Origin of the sequence: Vogesella sp. EB, assembly GCF_001037925.1 — a bacterium.
Lineage (GTDB): Bacteria > Pseudomonadota > Gammaproteobacteria > Burkholderiales > Chromobacteriaceae > Vogesella > Vogesella indigofera.
In genome coordinates, this window is the sequence record NZ_LFDT01000048.1 from 1 (window position 1) to 13,327 (window position 13,327).

10 protein-coding genes are annotated in these 13,327 nt (G+C 64.2%); 6 read left to right on the forward strand and 4 right to left on the reverse strand.

The window, feature by feature from the left end:
• A partial coding sequence (locus ACG97_RS16295; RefSeq protein ID WP_047968439.1) for a retention module-containing protein occupies window positions 1-1,122 on the reverse strand: 1,122 nt, incomplete at its 3' end.
• 491 nt (window positions 1,123-1,613) lie between these two features.
• Here ACG97_RS16295 and ACG97_RS16300 point away from each other — a divergent pair.
• From ACG97_RS16300 to ACG97_RS16310, 3 genes are all read left to right on the forward strand, one after another.
• A complete protein-coding gene (locus ACG97_RS16300) occupies window positions 1,614-4,292 on the forward strand; it encodes a YdbH domain-containing protein (protein ID WP_047968440.1) in 2,679 nt (892 codons plus the stop codon).
• A complete protein-coding gene (locus ACG97_RS17405; RefSeq protein ID WP_047968441.1) occupies window positions 4,289-4,465 on the forward strand; it encodes a YnbE family lipoprotein in 177 nt (58 codons plus the stop codon). The genes ACG97_RS16300 and ACG97_RS17405 overlap by 4 nt, the downstream gene beginning before the upstream one ends.
• A gap of 66 nt (window positions 4,466-4,531) precedes the next feature.
• Window positions 4,532-4,798 carry a YdbL family protein gene (locus ACG97_RS16310; protein ID WP_238377379.1) on the forward strand — a complete coding sequence of 89 codons (267 nt, stop codon included), beginning with the start codon at window positions 4,532-4,534 and terminating at the stop codon, window positions 4,796-4,798.
• A 568-nt stretch (window positions 4,799-5,366) separates the two neighbouring features.
• Here ACG97_RS16310 and ACG97_RS16315 read toward each other — a convergent pair.
• Both ACG97_RS16315 and ACG97_RS16320 read right to left on the reverse strand, forming a co-directional pair.
• A complete protein-coding gene (locus ACG97_RS16315; protein ID WP_047968443.1) occupies window positions 5,367-6,710 on the reverse strand; it encodes an HD-GYP domain-containing protein in 1,344 nt (447 codons plus the stop codon).
• Window positions 6,711-6,872: 162 nt separating this feature from the next.
• Entirely contained in the window at window positions 6,873-7,790 is a 918-nt protein-coding gene (locus tag ACG97_RS16320) for a LysR family transcriptional regulator (RefSeq protein ID WP_047968444.1), read from the reverse strand.
• A gap of 103 nt (window positions 7,791-7,893) precedes the next feature.
• On the opposite strand from ACG97_RS16320, the gene ACG97_RS16325 reads away from it, so the two are divergent.
• Complete coding sequence (locus ACG97_RS16325; RefSeq protein WP_047968445.1) at window positions 7,894-9,234, forward strand: aspartate aminotransferase family protein; 1,341 nt, start codon at window positions 7,894-7,896, stop codon at window positions 9,232-9,234.
• A gap of 37 nt (window positions 9,235-9,271) precedes the next feature.
• The gene (locus tag ACG97_RS16330) at window positions 9,272-10,765 is read left to right on the forward strand and encodes a CoA-acylating methylmalonate-semialdehyde dehydrogenase (RefSeq protein ID WP_047968446.1); all 1,494 of its coding nucleotides are present in this window, start codon (window positions 9,272-9,274) and stop codon (window positions 10,763-10,765) included.
• A gap of 436 nt (window positions 10,766-11,201) precedes the next feature.
• On the opposite strand, the gene ACG97_RS16335 is transcribed toward ACG97_RS16330, so the two are convergent.
• The gene (locus ACG97_RS16335) at window positions 11,202-12,791 is read right to left on the reverse strand and encodes a PAS domain-containing methyl-accepting chemotaxis protein (protein ID WP_047968447.1); all 1,590 of its coding nucleotides are present in this window, start codon (window positions 12,789-12,791) and stop codon (window positions 11,202-11,204) included.
• Between the two features lie 410 nt (window positions 12,792-13,201).
• Here ACG97_RS16335 and ACG97_RS16340 point away from each other — a divergent pair.
• Window positions 13,202-13,327 (forward strand): transposase (locus tag ACG97_RS16340; protein WP_047968448.1); only part of this gene is annotated, 126 nt, incomplete at its 3' end.

The following is a 13,327-nucleotide window of genomic DNA, read 5'->3' on the forward strand; positions in this document are numbered from 1 at the left end:
ATTGAGGGTGCTACTGCTACCAGTATTAGTGGTGTATGCAACGGTGGGTACCGTGCCGTGCCAGTTACTGGCTGGGGTAAAGATGTAATCGCCATTAGCGGAAACTTCCAGCATGCCGGATTCCAGCTCGACGAAAGCGCCATCCTGAGCGTCAACGGTATAGCTGCGGCCGTCGACGGTAATGCTCACCACACTCAGCTCGCTATCAATGTCGCTGTCGTTTTCCAGCACATTACCCTTGGCTGGCGTGTCTTCCTCAACTGTATTGCTGTCTGCCTTCAGCACACTAGGGTCATCTACCGGATTGACGGTGATGGTCAGCGTGCTGCTGCTACCGGTGTTGGTGGTGTAGGTAATAACTGGAACGGTGCCGTTCCAGTTGTTTGCCGGAGAGAAAATGTAATCGCCGTTGGCACTGACCTGGAGCACACCAGACTCGAGTTCGATGAATGCGCCTTCTTCAGTATCCACAGGGAAAGTACGGTCGTTGACCGTGATACCAACAACACTGAGCGCGTCGTCAGTGTCACTGTCATTCTCCAGCAGATTGCCGGTAGCCATGCCGTCTTCATCAATGAAGTTGCTATCAGCAACCAGCACGGAAGGCTGGTTGAACGTCTGGGAGGCATCCAGGCTGCCGGTCGTGGCGGCAATGGTTTCAATGCTGGCATCGCTAGCAGTACCCGCCGCCAGACTGGCATCGGTAATGTCTTCGCTGACACGGCCCAGGATGGTATAGGAGCTGCCACCATCTTCACCACCACCTGCGGCCAGGCCGGCTGCGGTCGCTTCCAGGTTCTGCAATGGATCCTGACCATCCTGCAGCGCCGCCAGGACTTGCTGCGCTTCGCTTGGCAGGGTAGCCAGTGCGGCATCGGTGACATCGGCGGTTACAGGACCGAATACGTCATCGGTAATAGTCAGATCACGGGCTTCAGCAATTTTTACGATGTTGCCATTGTCTGCCCGCAGCTCGATGACACCATCAGCCGGTACAATCAGGCGCTCGCCCACCGCTACGGTGTCGCCCACCTTCAGTACGCGCTGCGAACCATCTACCGCAACTGCGATGATCTTGCCGCTAATTGCAACGATCTTGCCTTGATTGTGGGCTGCACTCATTTAAACACTCCATTGACATTTTGCATGATGCAGTCAATCTACTGGAACGCGAAAATTTAGCCCATTGTACTAAAGGGCAGCACGAGAAACGCCGCAAAGAACGTGTCTGCATTTTTGTGCACACGGAGTCACATTTAGCCGGGGGAACCCCTTCTTCGCACTCGCCGGAAACAAGAGCAAGACGGTCGCTCGGAAGTCAATGCACCGGATTGACGAGCCGCACCTGCTCTCCCCCTTGCTTATCCCTGTGGCCACGAATAATTTTTTACTTGTCACAAGCACCACCGGCACACCCATTCAGCATCGACCGCCGTGCCGTATATACTTCAGCTATTCATGTCTTACAGCACCCGCCAAGCGATGGCTCCTCTTGTTGCCAGACAATCCACCCAGTGGCCTCTTCTCAAGACTGCCGCAGCAACAGGCTGCCGCGCACAGCCCTGCCGGCGACAGCACCACGACAACAACGACATCGATCTCGCCATTAAGCCATGACCCAGCCCCCAGCCCCGCCGACCACTTCACCAGCCGCCCGCCACCGCTGGCGCCGCTGGCTGCTGCTTGCCCTGCTCGTCCTGCTGGCACTATTGCTGGCGGCGGCAGCCGGCGCCCGCTGGTGGCTGCAGCAACAGGGCCTGCAACTGCAGGGGCCGGGCTGGCGCGATGGCGGCGCCACGATCGCGCAATGGCAATGGCGGCAGCAGGATTGCGTCGCCGCCCACGGCAGTGGCCTGCGCATCGAGCGCTGGCAGCCGCTGACCATCAGCCTGCAGCAGCTCAAGCTGCAATCCTGCAGCAAGGCCGGCCGCCGCGAGCTGCCGGCCCCGCCACCCGCCGGCCTGCCGCCGTTCACCCTGCACATCGCCAGCCTGCAGGCCCCTGGCCTTCCCGCGCTGGCCGCCGCCGTTACACAGCAAAACGAACGCTGGCAGGCGCAGCTGGCACAGGGTGCCGACAAGCTGGCACTGGACTACCGGCGCGACAACGGCCAGTGGCAGGCACGGGGCATATTGGCCGCAGCGCGGCTTTCACCGCAGCTGCTGGGGCAATGGCAGCTGCAGGCCAGCGGCCGCTGGTTGCCCGGCCAGCTGCAAGCCCGCGTGCAGGCCGATGGCCGCCAGCTGGGCTATCAGGGCGATGCCCGCCGTGGCGATGCCCGCCTGCAGGCCACGCTGCACAACCGCCAGTGGCAGCTGGAGGCCACGCTGCCGCACGCGCTGCCGCTGGCCGCCGGCTGGCTGCTGCAGCCGCGCCGGGCGCTGCAGGCCAGCGGCGATCTGGACGGCGTGCACAGCCTGCAGGCCGACCTGCTGGCCAGCGGGCCGCAGGGCAAGCTGCAGCTGCAACTCACCCCACAGGATCACAGCCTGCAGCGTGGCAGCGGCCTGTTGCAGCTGGACGGCAAAGACCTGCACGCCCGTATCCCACTGCAATGGGCCCAGCGCCAGCTGACACTGGCCGCCGGCCAGGCCCGACTGCCGCAGGGCGTGCGCCTGAGTTGGCCGCAAGCGTGGCAACTGCCGCTGACCGCCAGCGGTAGCAGCCGCCTGCCGTTCCGCCTCGACTACCAGCAGCTGCAGCTGAGCAGTCACGACGGCACGCTGCGCTGGGGCGATGGCCGCTGGCAGTGGCAAGGCGCGCTGGCGCTGGCCGGCCGCCATGCCGGCTTGCAGCTGGCCGGCCAGTGGCGCGGCCAGTTCGACGCGCAGGGCGCGCACGGCGCCCCGCTGCAACTGAAGGTCAGCAAGCCGCCACTGGCGCTGGTGATCAGCCTGCCGGTCAACGCCATCGACCCGCGCCAGCCGCTGCTTAACGCCAGCTTTGCCGGCCACTATCAGGACTGGCCGCTCAAGGGCAACGTGGCCGCACGCCAGCAGGGGGCGAGCTGGCAAGGCAGCCTCGCCGCCAGCAGCCGCCCGCCGTTCTACAGCAAAGGCGGCGCGCTGCAACTGGCGGCCAACTGGCGCGGCAGCGCCGGCAACTGGCAGCTGGATGGCGGTAGCAAGCTGGACATTGCCGAGGGTATCGTCGGCAACGTGCTGCTCAAGCCGCTCAGCCTGCAGGCCACCAGCGCGCTGCTGAGCGACGGCAGTCGTGCCCACGGCCAGCTGGCACTGACGGCAGGCGGCGCGGTGGCCAGCCGCTGGACGCTGCCGCCGGCCAACGGCACGCTGCAGCTGGCCGGCGAGCGTGCCAGCGGCCAGCTGCAACTGCCGGCCTGGCGCAGCAAGCTGCAGCTGACCGCCCGCCGTCACGGCGAGGGCGCCGCCGGCAGCCTGCAGCTGGATACGCCGCTGAGCGCCGCCATGAGCCGCGGCCTGGGCGTTACCCTGCAACAGGGGCAGCTGGCCAGCAAATTGCAGTGGCAATGGCAAAAACAATGGCAACTGAACGGCGACGTACGGCTCAGCGATGTGGCGCTGGACTGGGGCGGCATCCTCGCCAACGGTGGCCGTGGCCGGCTAACGTTGGCCGCACGTCCCGGCCAGCTGCAGCTGCAGAGCGACGGTCCGCTGCAGCTGGCGCAGCTGGATGTCGGCACCCTGCTGCAGGAGGTATCGCTCACCCTGCGCTCCGACCTGAAAGACTGGCAGCTGGGCGCCGTGCACGCCAAAGTGCTGGGCGGCAACCTGCAGGCCGACAGCCTGCGCTGGCCGTCCAGCGCCTTCCAGCCGGTGACCGTGCAGCAGCTGGACCTGGCCGCCGTGGCGGCACTGCAGAACGACCCGCAGCCCACGGTGCAGCTCACCGGTCGCGTCGGCGGCACCCTGCCGCTGCAACTATTACCGGCGGGCATCGCGCTGCAAGACGGGCTGCTACGCAACGAGGGCGAGCTGACCCTGCGCGTGCCGGCCAGCGCCGGGGTAACGGCCATGGCACAATCCAACCGGGCGGTGCAGCTGGCGCTGGACATGCTCAGCGAGCTGGACGTCAACGATTTCCAGGCCCGGCTGGCCATGTCGAGGAACGGCCTGCTGGACGCCAAGGTGACGCTGAAAGGGGTCAACCCCAGACAAAATCGCCAACCTGTGGTGCTGAATTACAGCCATAGTGAGAATGTGCTGGAACTGTTACGCAGCCTGCGTATCGGAGATGAAATATCCCGCCGTGTGCTCAGCCGCAAACAATCGGCTGCCACGCGCAACCCCACACCGGAGACTTCGCCATGAAACCCGTCTGGCTGATACCGCTCCTGGCACTGACCGCCTGCACCCCGCGGGTGGCACTGGAAGTGCCCAAGGAACCCATCACCATCAACCTCAACGTGAAGATCGATCACGAAATCCGCCTCAAGGTGGAAAAAGACATCGACAACCTCACCACCGACAGCAGTCTGTTCTAGGAGCACAGCATGAAAACGGCAGCACGATGGATGGCAATTGGCCTGCTGCTTTGCAGCAGCCTGGCAATGGCACTGGACGTGGGCGGCGCCAAGGCGCAGGGCCTGGTCGGCGAACAGCCGGATGGTTACCTCGGCGTGGTGAAAGCCACCCCGGAAGCGGTTTCGCTGGCGGCGGACATCAACGCCAAGCGCCGCGAGGCCTATGACGCCATCGCCAAGAAAAACGGCACCACTCTGGACCAGGTTGCGATACTGGCCGGCCAGAAAGCCATCGAAAAAACCCCGCCCGGCAGCTACGTCAAGGCGCCCAACGGCCAGTGGGTGAAGAAGTAGTCACCGCCCCAGCAGCATAGCCGGGTGTCGGCCCGGCGCGCCGGCCTACCCGCGGCGCTGGCAGACAATGCCTGATGAGCGACGCGCATTGCGCAAACCCGTTACCGGAATGGCCGCTGCTGTCGCGACGGGATGGCGTCATTGCCTGATGCCGGGATGAGCAAGGGCATGCACCGCCCCAGCCTGCCCTGTAAGTGCAGCCGTACCCTCGTACCGTACGACGGTCACCAGCAGCAGCGTGTTCATTTCAGCAATAAGAGCTGCTAACAAAACCCCTGATCCTGCGTTGCGCCTCCTTGCCGTACGACTTGTACTGTCTGCGTCGGCACGCCTTGGCTCTGGAGCGCTGCGAGGTTTTGTTAGCGGCGCCAAGTTGCCGCTTCAGCAATGAAGAATCGTACATGTCGCATCGCTCGCCGCTGCCAGCAAGTGGCGCAGGCGCTTGCGGCCAACCTTTGCGCCATCGGGGCGGCTCATCCCCGCAGGCGGGGTGCAGGCTGCCGTGCCACGCCGCGATACGACATCCGGCCCGCTCCTCATCTGGTCACGGCGCCGGCAACCTCGCCCCCTAGAGTGCGCCCTCGGCGCGCAGCACCCGTTCCAGCGCGGCAAAGCAGTCGCCATCGATGGCGCTGTGCACGTGCTGGCGCATGATGTCCAGCGTCCTGGCCACCGGCGTGGCCGGGTGGTACGGGCGCTCGGCGTTGATGGCGTCAAAAATGTCGGCGGTGGTGATGATGCGGGTTTCCAGCGCAATGGCGTCGGCGCCCAGCCCGCGCGGGTAGCCGCTGCCATCCAGCTTTTCGTGGTGCGCGCCGGCCACCCGCGCCATCTCGGCAAAATGCCCGATGCGATCAAGGATGGTCTCGGTGTAGCCGGCATGGCGCTGCACCGCCGCCCATTCGTCGGCGTCCAGCTTGCCCGGTTTGTCGAGGATGGTGTTGCTGACCCCCAGCTTGCCCACGTCGTGCAGCAAGGCGGCGCGTTTCAGCCAGCGGCGGCGTGCCGGCGCCATGCCCAGTTCGGCGGCGATGCAGTCGGCGTAATGGCCGACGCGCTGGCTGTGGCCGGCGGTAAACGGGCTCTTGGAGTCCACCACCTGGCCAAAGCCTTCGGCGATCTCGTCCATATAGTCCTCGTCCAGCGGCACCGCACACTGCGCCGGCTCCAGCGCCAGCACCGCCTGGTCGATATCGTCGGCTTCCAGCTGCTGCCAGAACGGCGCGCTGGCGCCCAGCTGGCCGATCACCGCGACCAGCTGCGGGTCGAACCAGCTGCCGGCGCGCGATTGCACCTCGGTCAGCGCCGCGTGGCGGCCGTGGGTGACATGGAACACGTCCAGCACCTGCGCCAGCAGCGCAATGCGCGACGATAGCGGAATGGCCTCGCCCTGCAGGCCCAGCGGCCGGCCGGAGCCATCCCAGTGCTCGTCCAGCGCCTGGATGCCGGCGGCCACGCTGCCGTTGAAACGCAGCTGGCGCGCGATGTCGGCACCGCGATGGCAGCGGGTGCTGATCAGCTCGTCGGCCATTTCCTTGCCGTGGCGCAGCACGTTGAGGATGGATTGCGCGCGCTGGCGCCAGCTGCTGGCGTGGGTGCCGGTGTTGCTGAACACGAAGCCCAGCATCTGCGGCAGGCTGGCGCCGACCAGCTTGAAATCCTGTTTGAACTGGCGATCATCGGTGAGATACAGCTCGCTGATGCGCGCCGCGTTGCTGCTGCAGCCCAGGTCTTTCAGCAGGATGGTGTAGTACAGATCCCACAGCTGCTGCGCCGTCAGCCCCAGCGCCTGGCCGATGTGCATGCCGATCCAGCAGCTGCGGATGCAGTGGCCTTCCGGCTGGCCCTCGGTGATATCCAGCGCGTAGCTGAGCGCGCTGATGAGTTCGGACAGTTTCAGGGTGGTGGCCATGCGCTTCCCGATTGAAATGAGCCGGCAGTCGCGGCCAACGTTGGCCGCACGGCAATGCTGCGCAGGATGCGATAAAAACGGCGGCGGCGATAGCCATTCGCAACCCGATTTCCATAGAAAACCCGCAATGCATCAAGTGCGGCCACCGTCTCGCGCGTCGTATCAGTCGCTGCTGACCGCCAGCTCGTCCAGGAATTTTTCCAGCACCAGATTCGGCCGCCGTCCCTTGCGCGTCACCACCGTCAGCGGCACCTGGTAGTGCAGCTGCTGCGGACGGATGGCGCGCAGCTTGCCCTGCGCCACCCAGCTGGCGGCAAAGTGGTCCGGCAGGTAGCCGATGTATCGCCCGGTCAGGATCAGGAAGGCGATGCCTTCGCGGTCGCTGGCGGTGGCGCTGCCATCCAGCGCCTGCTGGCACTGCTGCGCCTCCGGCGGCAGGCGAAAACCCGGTATCACCGCCGGCGCAGCGGCGATGTCGGCGTCGCTGATATCGGCATCGGCGCGCCAGAACAGTGGGTGGCCCTGGCTGCAGTACAGCAGCGAGTCTTCCTCGTACAGCGGGATGTAATCCAGCCCGGCCAGCGGGCTGACCAGCGGCACCACGCCGACGTGCAGCTGGCCGTCCAGCACCCGCAGCTCGATGTCGCTGGGCGTCATCATGCCGATATTGATGCGCACCCCCGGCCCCTGCTCGCTCAGCGCGCGCAGTGCCTGCGTGATGCGCATGCGCGACTGCGTGACCAGGCTGTTGACGATGCCGATGTTCAGCTCGCCACGCAGCTGCTGGTGCAGCTGGTTCACCTGACTGCGGAAGCCTTCGATGGCGGCCAGCAGGCTCTGGCTGGCATGCAGCACCTCGCGCCCCTCGTCGGTGAGCGCAAAACCGGCGCGGCCGCGCTGACACAGGCGGATACCCAGGCGCTTCTCCAGATCGCCCATGTGCAGGCTGATGGCGGAACGACTGATGCCCAGCACACTTTCCGCCGCCGAGAAGCCACCACACTCGGCCACGGTCTTGAACAGGCGCAGCAGGCGGATATCGAAATCGCTGACCTGGCCCAGGGATGCCTTCTTGCTCATGTTTAACAAACACTCAACTTAACGTGAGAAAGATGTGATTTAACTCACCTACGGTTCTATTGCAAGCTAACACCATCAACACAGCGCTCACAGGGGCCACGTCATGAACAACTGCAACGACCAATTTGCCGTCAGCGATCTGAATCTCGATGCCCAGTGGATGCCGTTTTCGGCCAACCGCGCGTTCAAGCGGGATCCGCGCATCATCGTGGGCGCCGACGGCAACTACTTCATCGACGACAAGGGCCGTCGCATTTTCGACAGCCTGTCCGGCCTGTGGACTTGTGGCGCCGGCCACAACCGCCCGGAGATCCAGGAGGCGGTCGCCCGCCAGCTGGGTACCCTGGACTACGCGCCGAGCTTCCAGTACGGCCACCCGCTGGCCTTCCGCCTGGCCGACAAGATCGCCGGCCTGATGCCGGATGGTCTGAATCACGTGCTGTTCACCGGCTCCGGCTCCGAATGCGCCGACACCGCAGTGAAGATGGCCAAGGCCTACTGGCGACTGAAAGGCCAGCCGAGCAAGACCCGCTTCATCGGCCGCGCCCGTGGCTACCACGGCGTCAACATCGCCGGCACCGCGCTGGGCGGCATCGGCGGCAACCGCAAGATGTACGGCCAGCTGATGGACGCCGACCACCTGCCGCACACCCTGCAGCCGGGCCTGGCTTTCACCAAGGGCATGGCCGAGACCGGCGGCGTGGAGCTGGCCAACGAGCTGCTGAAGCTGATCGAACTGCACGACGCCTCCAACATCGCCGCGGTGATCGTGGAGCCGATGTCCGGCTCCGCCGGCGTGATCGTGCCGCCGCAGGGCTACCTGCAACGCCTGCGCGAGATCTGCAGCCAGCACGGCATCCTGCTGATTTTCGATGAAGTGATTACCGCCTTCGGCCGCATGGGCAAGTGGACCGGCGCCGACTACTTCGGCGTCACCCCGGACATCATGAATACCGCCAAGCAGGTGACCAACGGCGCGATTCCGCTGGGCGCGGTAGTGGCATCCAGCGAGATCTACAACACCTTCATGCAGCAGGGCACGCCCGAGCACATGATCGAGTTCACCCACGGCTACACCTACTCCGGCCACCCGGTGGCCTGCGCCGCCGGCCTGGCCACGCTGGAGCTGCTGCAGCGCGATCAGCTGATCGAGCAATCCGCCGCGCTGGCACCGGTGTTCGAAGAAAAGCTGCATGCCCTGCGCGGCAGCAAGCACGTGGTGGACATCCGCAACTGCGGCCTGGCCGGCGCCATCCAGCTGGCCGCCCGCGACGGCGACGCCGCCATCCGCCCGTACGAGGCCGGCATCAAGCTGTGGCAGGCCGGCTTCTACGTGCGCTTCGGTGGCGACACGCTGCAGTTCGGGCCAACCTTCAATACCACTGCGCAGCAGCTGGATACCCTGTTCAACGCCGTCGGCGACGTCCTGAACCAGACCGCCTGATCGCCAACCGATTTCCCGCATACCGGAGAGTAAAGACATGACTACCGTCGCCCATCTGATCAATGGTGAGCTCGTCACCAACGTTGGCCGCACCGCCCCGGTGTTCAACCCGTCCCTGGGCAAAGCCGTGCGCCAGGTGGCGCTGGCCGACCAGGCCACCATCCAGTCCGCCATCGACGCGGCCAAGGCGGCCTTCCCAGCCTGGCGCAACACCCCGCCGGCCAAGCGCGCGCAGGTGATGTTCCGCTTCAAGCAACTGCTGGAAGCCAACCGTGACAAGATCGCCGCCATGATCAGCGAAGAGCACGGCAAGACCATCGAAGACGCGGTCGGCGAGCTGCAGCGCGGCATCGAGAACGTGGAATACGCCTGCGGCGCGCCGGAGCTGCTGAAGGGCGAATACAACCGCAACGTCGGCCCGAATATCGACAGCTGGTCCGACCACCAGCCGCTGGGCGTGGTGGCCGGCATCACCCCGTTCAACTTCCCGGCCATGGTGCCGCTGTGGATGTATCCGCTGGCCATCGTGTGCGGCAACTGCTTCATCCTGAAGCCGTCCGAGCGCGACCCCAGCTCCACCCTGTTCATTGCCCAGCTGCTGCACGAAGCCGGTCTGCCCAAGGGCGTGATCAATGTGGTGCACGGCGACAAGGCTGCTGTCGACGCGCTGATCGAGGCGCCGGAAGTGAAGGCGCTGAGCTTTGTCGGCTCCACGCCGATCGCCGAGTACATCTATGCCGAAGGCACCCGCCGCGGCAAGCGGGTGCAGGCACTGGGCGGCGCCAAGAACCACGCAGTGGTGCTACCGGATGCCGACCTCGACAACACCGTCAACGCCCTGATGGGCGCGGCGTATGGTTCCTGCGGCGAGCGCTGCATGGCGATCTCGGTAGTAGTCGCCGTCGGCGACCAGGTAGCCGACAAACTGGTGGAAAAACTGGTACCGAAGATCGCGGCGCTGAAGATTGGCGCCGGCACCTCCTGCGGCCTGGACATGGGCCCGCTGGTCACCGGCGCGGCGCGCGACAAGGTGAAGGGCTATATCGACAGCGGCGTGGCGCAGGGCGCCGAGCTGGTGGTCGATGGCCGCCAGCTGTCGGTGCCCGGCTGCGAAGCCGGCTTCTTTGTCGGCGGCACGCTGTTCGACAAGGTCACCCCGGAGATGAGCATCTACCGCGAGGAAATCTTCGGGCCGGTGCTATGCATCGTGCGCGTCGGCAGCCTGGAGGCCGCGATGCAGTTGATCAACGACCACGAATACGGCAACGGCACCTGCCTGTTCACCCGCGATGGTGAAGCGGCACGTTTGTTCTGCGACGAAATCGAGGTCGGCATGGTCGGCGTCAACGTGCCGCTGCCGGTGCCGGTGGCCTACCACAGCTTTGGCGGCTGGAAGCGTTCGCTGTTCGGCGATCTGCATGCCTACGGCCCGGATGGCGTGCGTTTCTACACCAAGCGCAAGACCATCACCCAACGTTGGCCGCAGCGCACCAGCCACGAGGCGTCACAATTCGCCTTCCCTAGCCTGTAATGCTGGCCACGGCCACCACCGCCCGGTGGCGGCCGGCAGCCGGCCATGCCCCCCTCCACGCCAGGCTGGCTGGCTGGCTGGCACACCATACAACGCGGGCGCTGCACACGCAGCGCCCGCGTTGTCACGTTCGCCCGCGTGTGATCAAGGCCGTGCTCACCGCCTGGGCGCATCGCCACACAACCGATCGAGTCTGCAAGATCTTCCCGTCACGAACCGAGATCGTCCATTTTTGGCAGATATTCCCGAGCCGCAGCAGGGTTTGCTTTGCCTATCGCCGTCCGGGACAGGTCACTTCAATTACCCGCTTGGCGGTCTGCTTGAGCACGTTCCCGAACCTGCACCCAACACAGGAAAAAGCAACCCAGCGGACCAAAACCCCCGGCAAAGAACCCGGGCACCAAGCCCCCTCCCACTACGGGCGGATAACCACGACTCACAATGACTTTTCGAAGTGCGCCACCAGCTGTTTCAACGCCTTGGTGGTTCCCATCAGCTCACCCGCAGCATGAGCAGTCTGAGCCACGTTATGGGCGTTATTTTCGGTGATGGCACTGACCTTTTCCATATTGTGGGCAACCTCGGTCGAGGCGCGCGACTGTTGTACCAGCATGGACGCCACATCCTGCGCACTGTTGGCCACGCCCAGACTCGCCTGATCAATCTGTACCAGGCTGGACGAGGTCGCGCCGATCAGCTCGCTGGCTTGTCTTGTCACCTGGCTGGCGTGGTCAATGGAGGACAAGGCGGCATCGGTGTGCTGTCGAACCTGTCCGATCGAGTCGCCGATCTCACGGGTACTGTGGCTGGTACGCTCGGCCAGTTTGCGCACCTCGTCGGCGACGACGGCAAAACCGCGACCGTGCTCGCCAGCACGAGCCGCCTCAATGGCCGCGTTAAGTGCCAGCAGGTTGGTCTGATCGGCCACATCCCCGATCAGTTGGCTTATTGAGCCGATGCGCGTCACCGCGCCGTTCAATTGCTCCAGGGTAGCGCGCACCTCACCAATGGCAGCGAGCATGCTGTCGGTGCTTTGCAAGGTATGCTGCATGTGGGCACTGCCCTGCTGCACCAGCTGGCGGGCGGTGCTGGCATGATCCGAGCCGGTACGGGTGGTATCGGCAATTTCGCTGACCGAGACGGTCAGTTGCTCCAGTGCGGCGGCGATGTGAGCGATGTCGTTGCTTTCATCCGATGCCCGCTCCTGCAGGGTGGCGGCCTGGCGGCCGATATTGTCAGCCTCCTGACCGATACTGGCACTGGCGGAGACCACGTCGGCAAGGATGGCTCGCAGATTGATGCGGGTTGTTTCCAGTCGCTGCCGTAAGTCGGCACATTCACGTGGCCCCTGGACCGCCACCATCTCCTTGAAATTACCCTCACCAAAGCGAAGCAGCGCCGCATTCGCGGCAAGCAGTGTGGCCCGCACTCGTTGTTGCAGCGCGAGTGTGGCAAAGCAGCCAAGCAGGAATGCCAGCAGGAGCGCGCCTTGCTGCCAGCCGTTCGGCAACAGCAGGCTACTGATGCCGCCGGCCAACAAGGTGACGCTGAAGACCACCAGCTGCAGCATCAGCCAGGATGGGGTCGTCGTTTGCGCTGTAGATGGAAAGCTGGCCTGCCCGGCGTTGATGGCGCGATACAGCAGCTCGGCTTCCCTGACCTTGTCACGGGAGGGGGTAGAACGCACCGACATGTAGCCGATGTGTTGGCCGTTTTCACTCAAGGGAGTCACGTAGGCATCCACCCAGTAAAACGCGCCATTCTTGGCGCGGTTTTTTACCAGTCCTTGCCAAGGTTGGCCGCGCTTGATGGTGTTCCAGAGATCCAGAAACGCCAGCGCCGGCATATCCGGATGGCGTACGACATTGTGCGGCTGACCGATCAACTCCGCCTCAGTAAAGCCACTGATTTCGACAAAGGCCGGGTTAGCATAGCAAATCCGGCCTTTAAGGTCAGTCTTGGTGACAATGGGACTACGCGGATCAAGAAACAACTCCTGCTCGGTGACGGGAAGATTCTGGCGCATGGCTACCCCTTCAAGCGTGGCTAACGGGACTGATCGCGCCGTCGTGTTGAAGTCAGCGCCTGATCTACGTTGTATGACACTCGGCTTCACTATTCCAGAAGGTTTTTATGTGGATGTGGTTTTTTCTGTTGAAAGATGTCCAGTAGGATTCTGAGGCTGGCTCAGCCTTCAGCCCCTAGCCTTTGAAGGCATATCTAGCACGGGGCATGACTGGCAAAAGGGCAGCAGCGGCTTGCATCGCCTCAGATTTCACATGACGACAGGGAACACAGACAAAAGCTTGGCACGGTAGAACACTTAAGGGACGTCAACCGGACTGGGCATGGCCGAAGCAAGATGTAGCGGTGTGAATCGCCCCTCCTTTCCTAGATACCTCGTGAGCCTCACACTAGGCCCTACAAGGAGGTGTCATGAGCAGGCAGCGTTTCCCCGAAGAATTCAAGATTGAAGCCGTCAAACAAGTAACCGAACGTGGCTATCCGGTGGCCGAAGTCGCCAGCCGGCTCGGTGTTTCGGCGCACAGCCTGTATCAATGG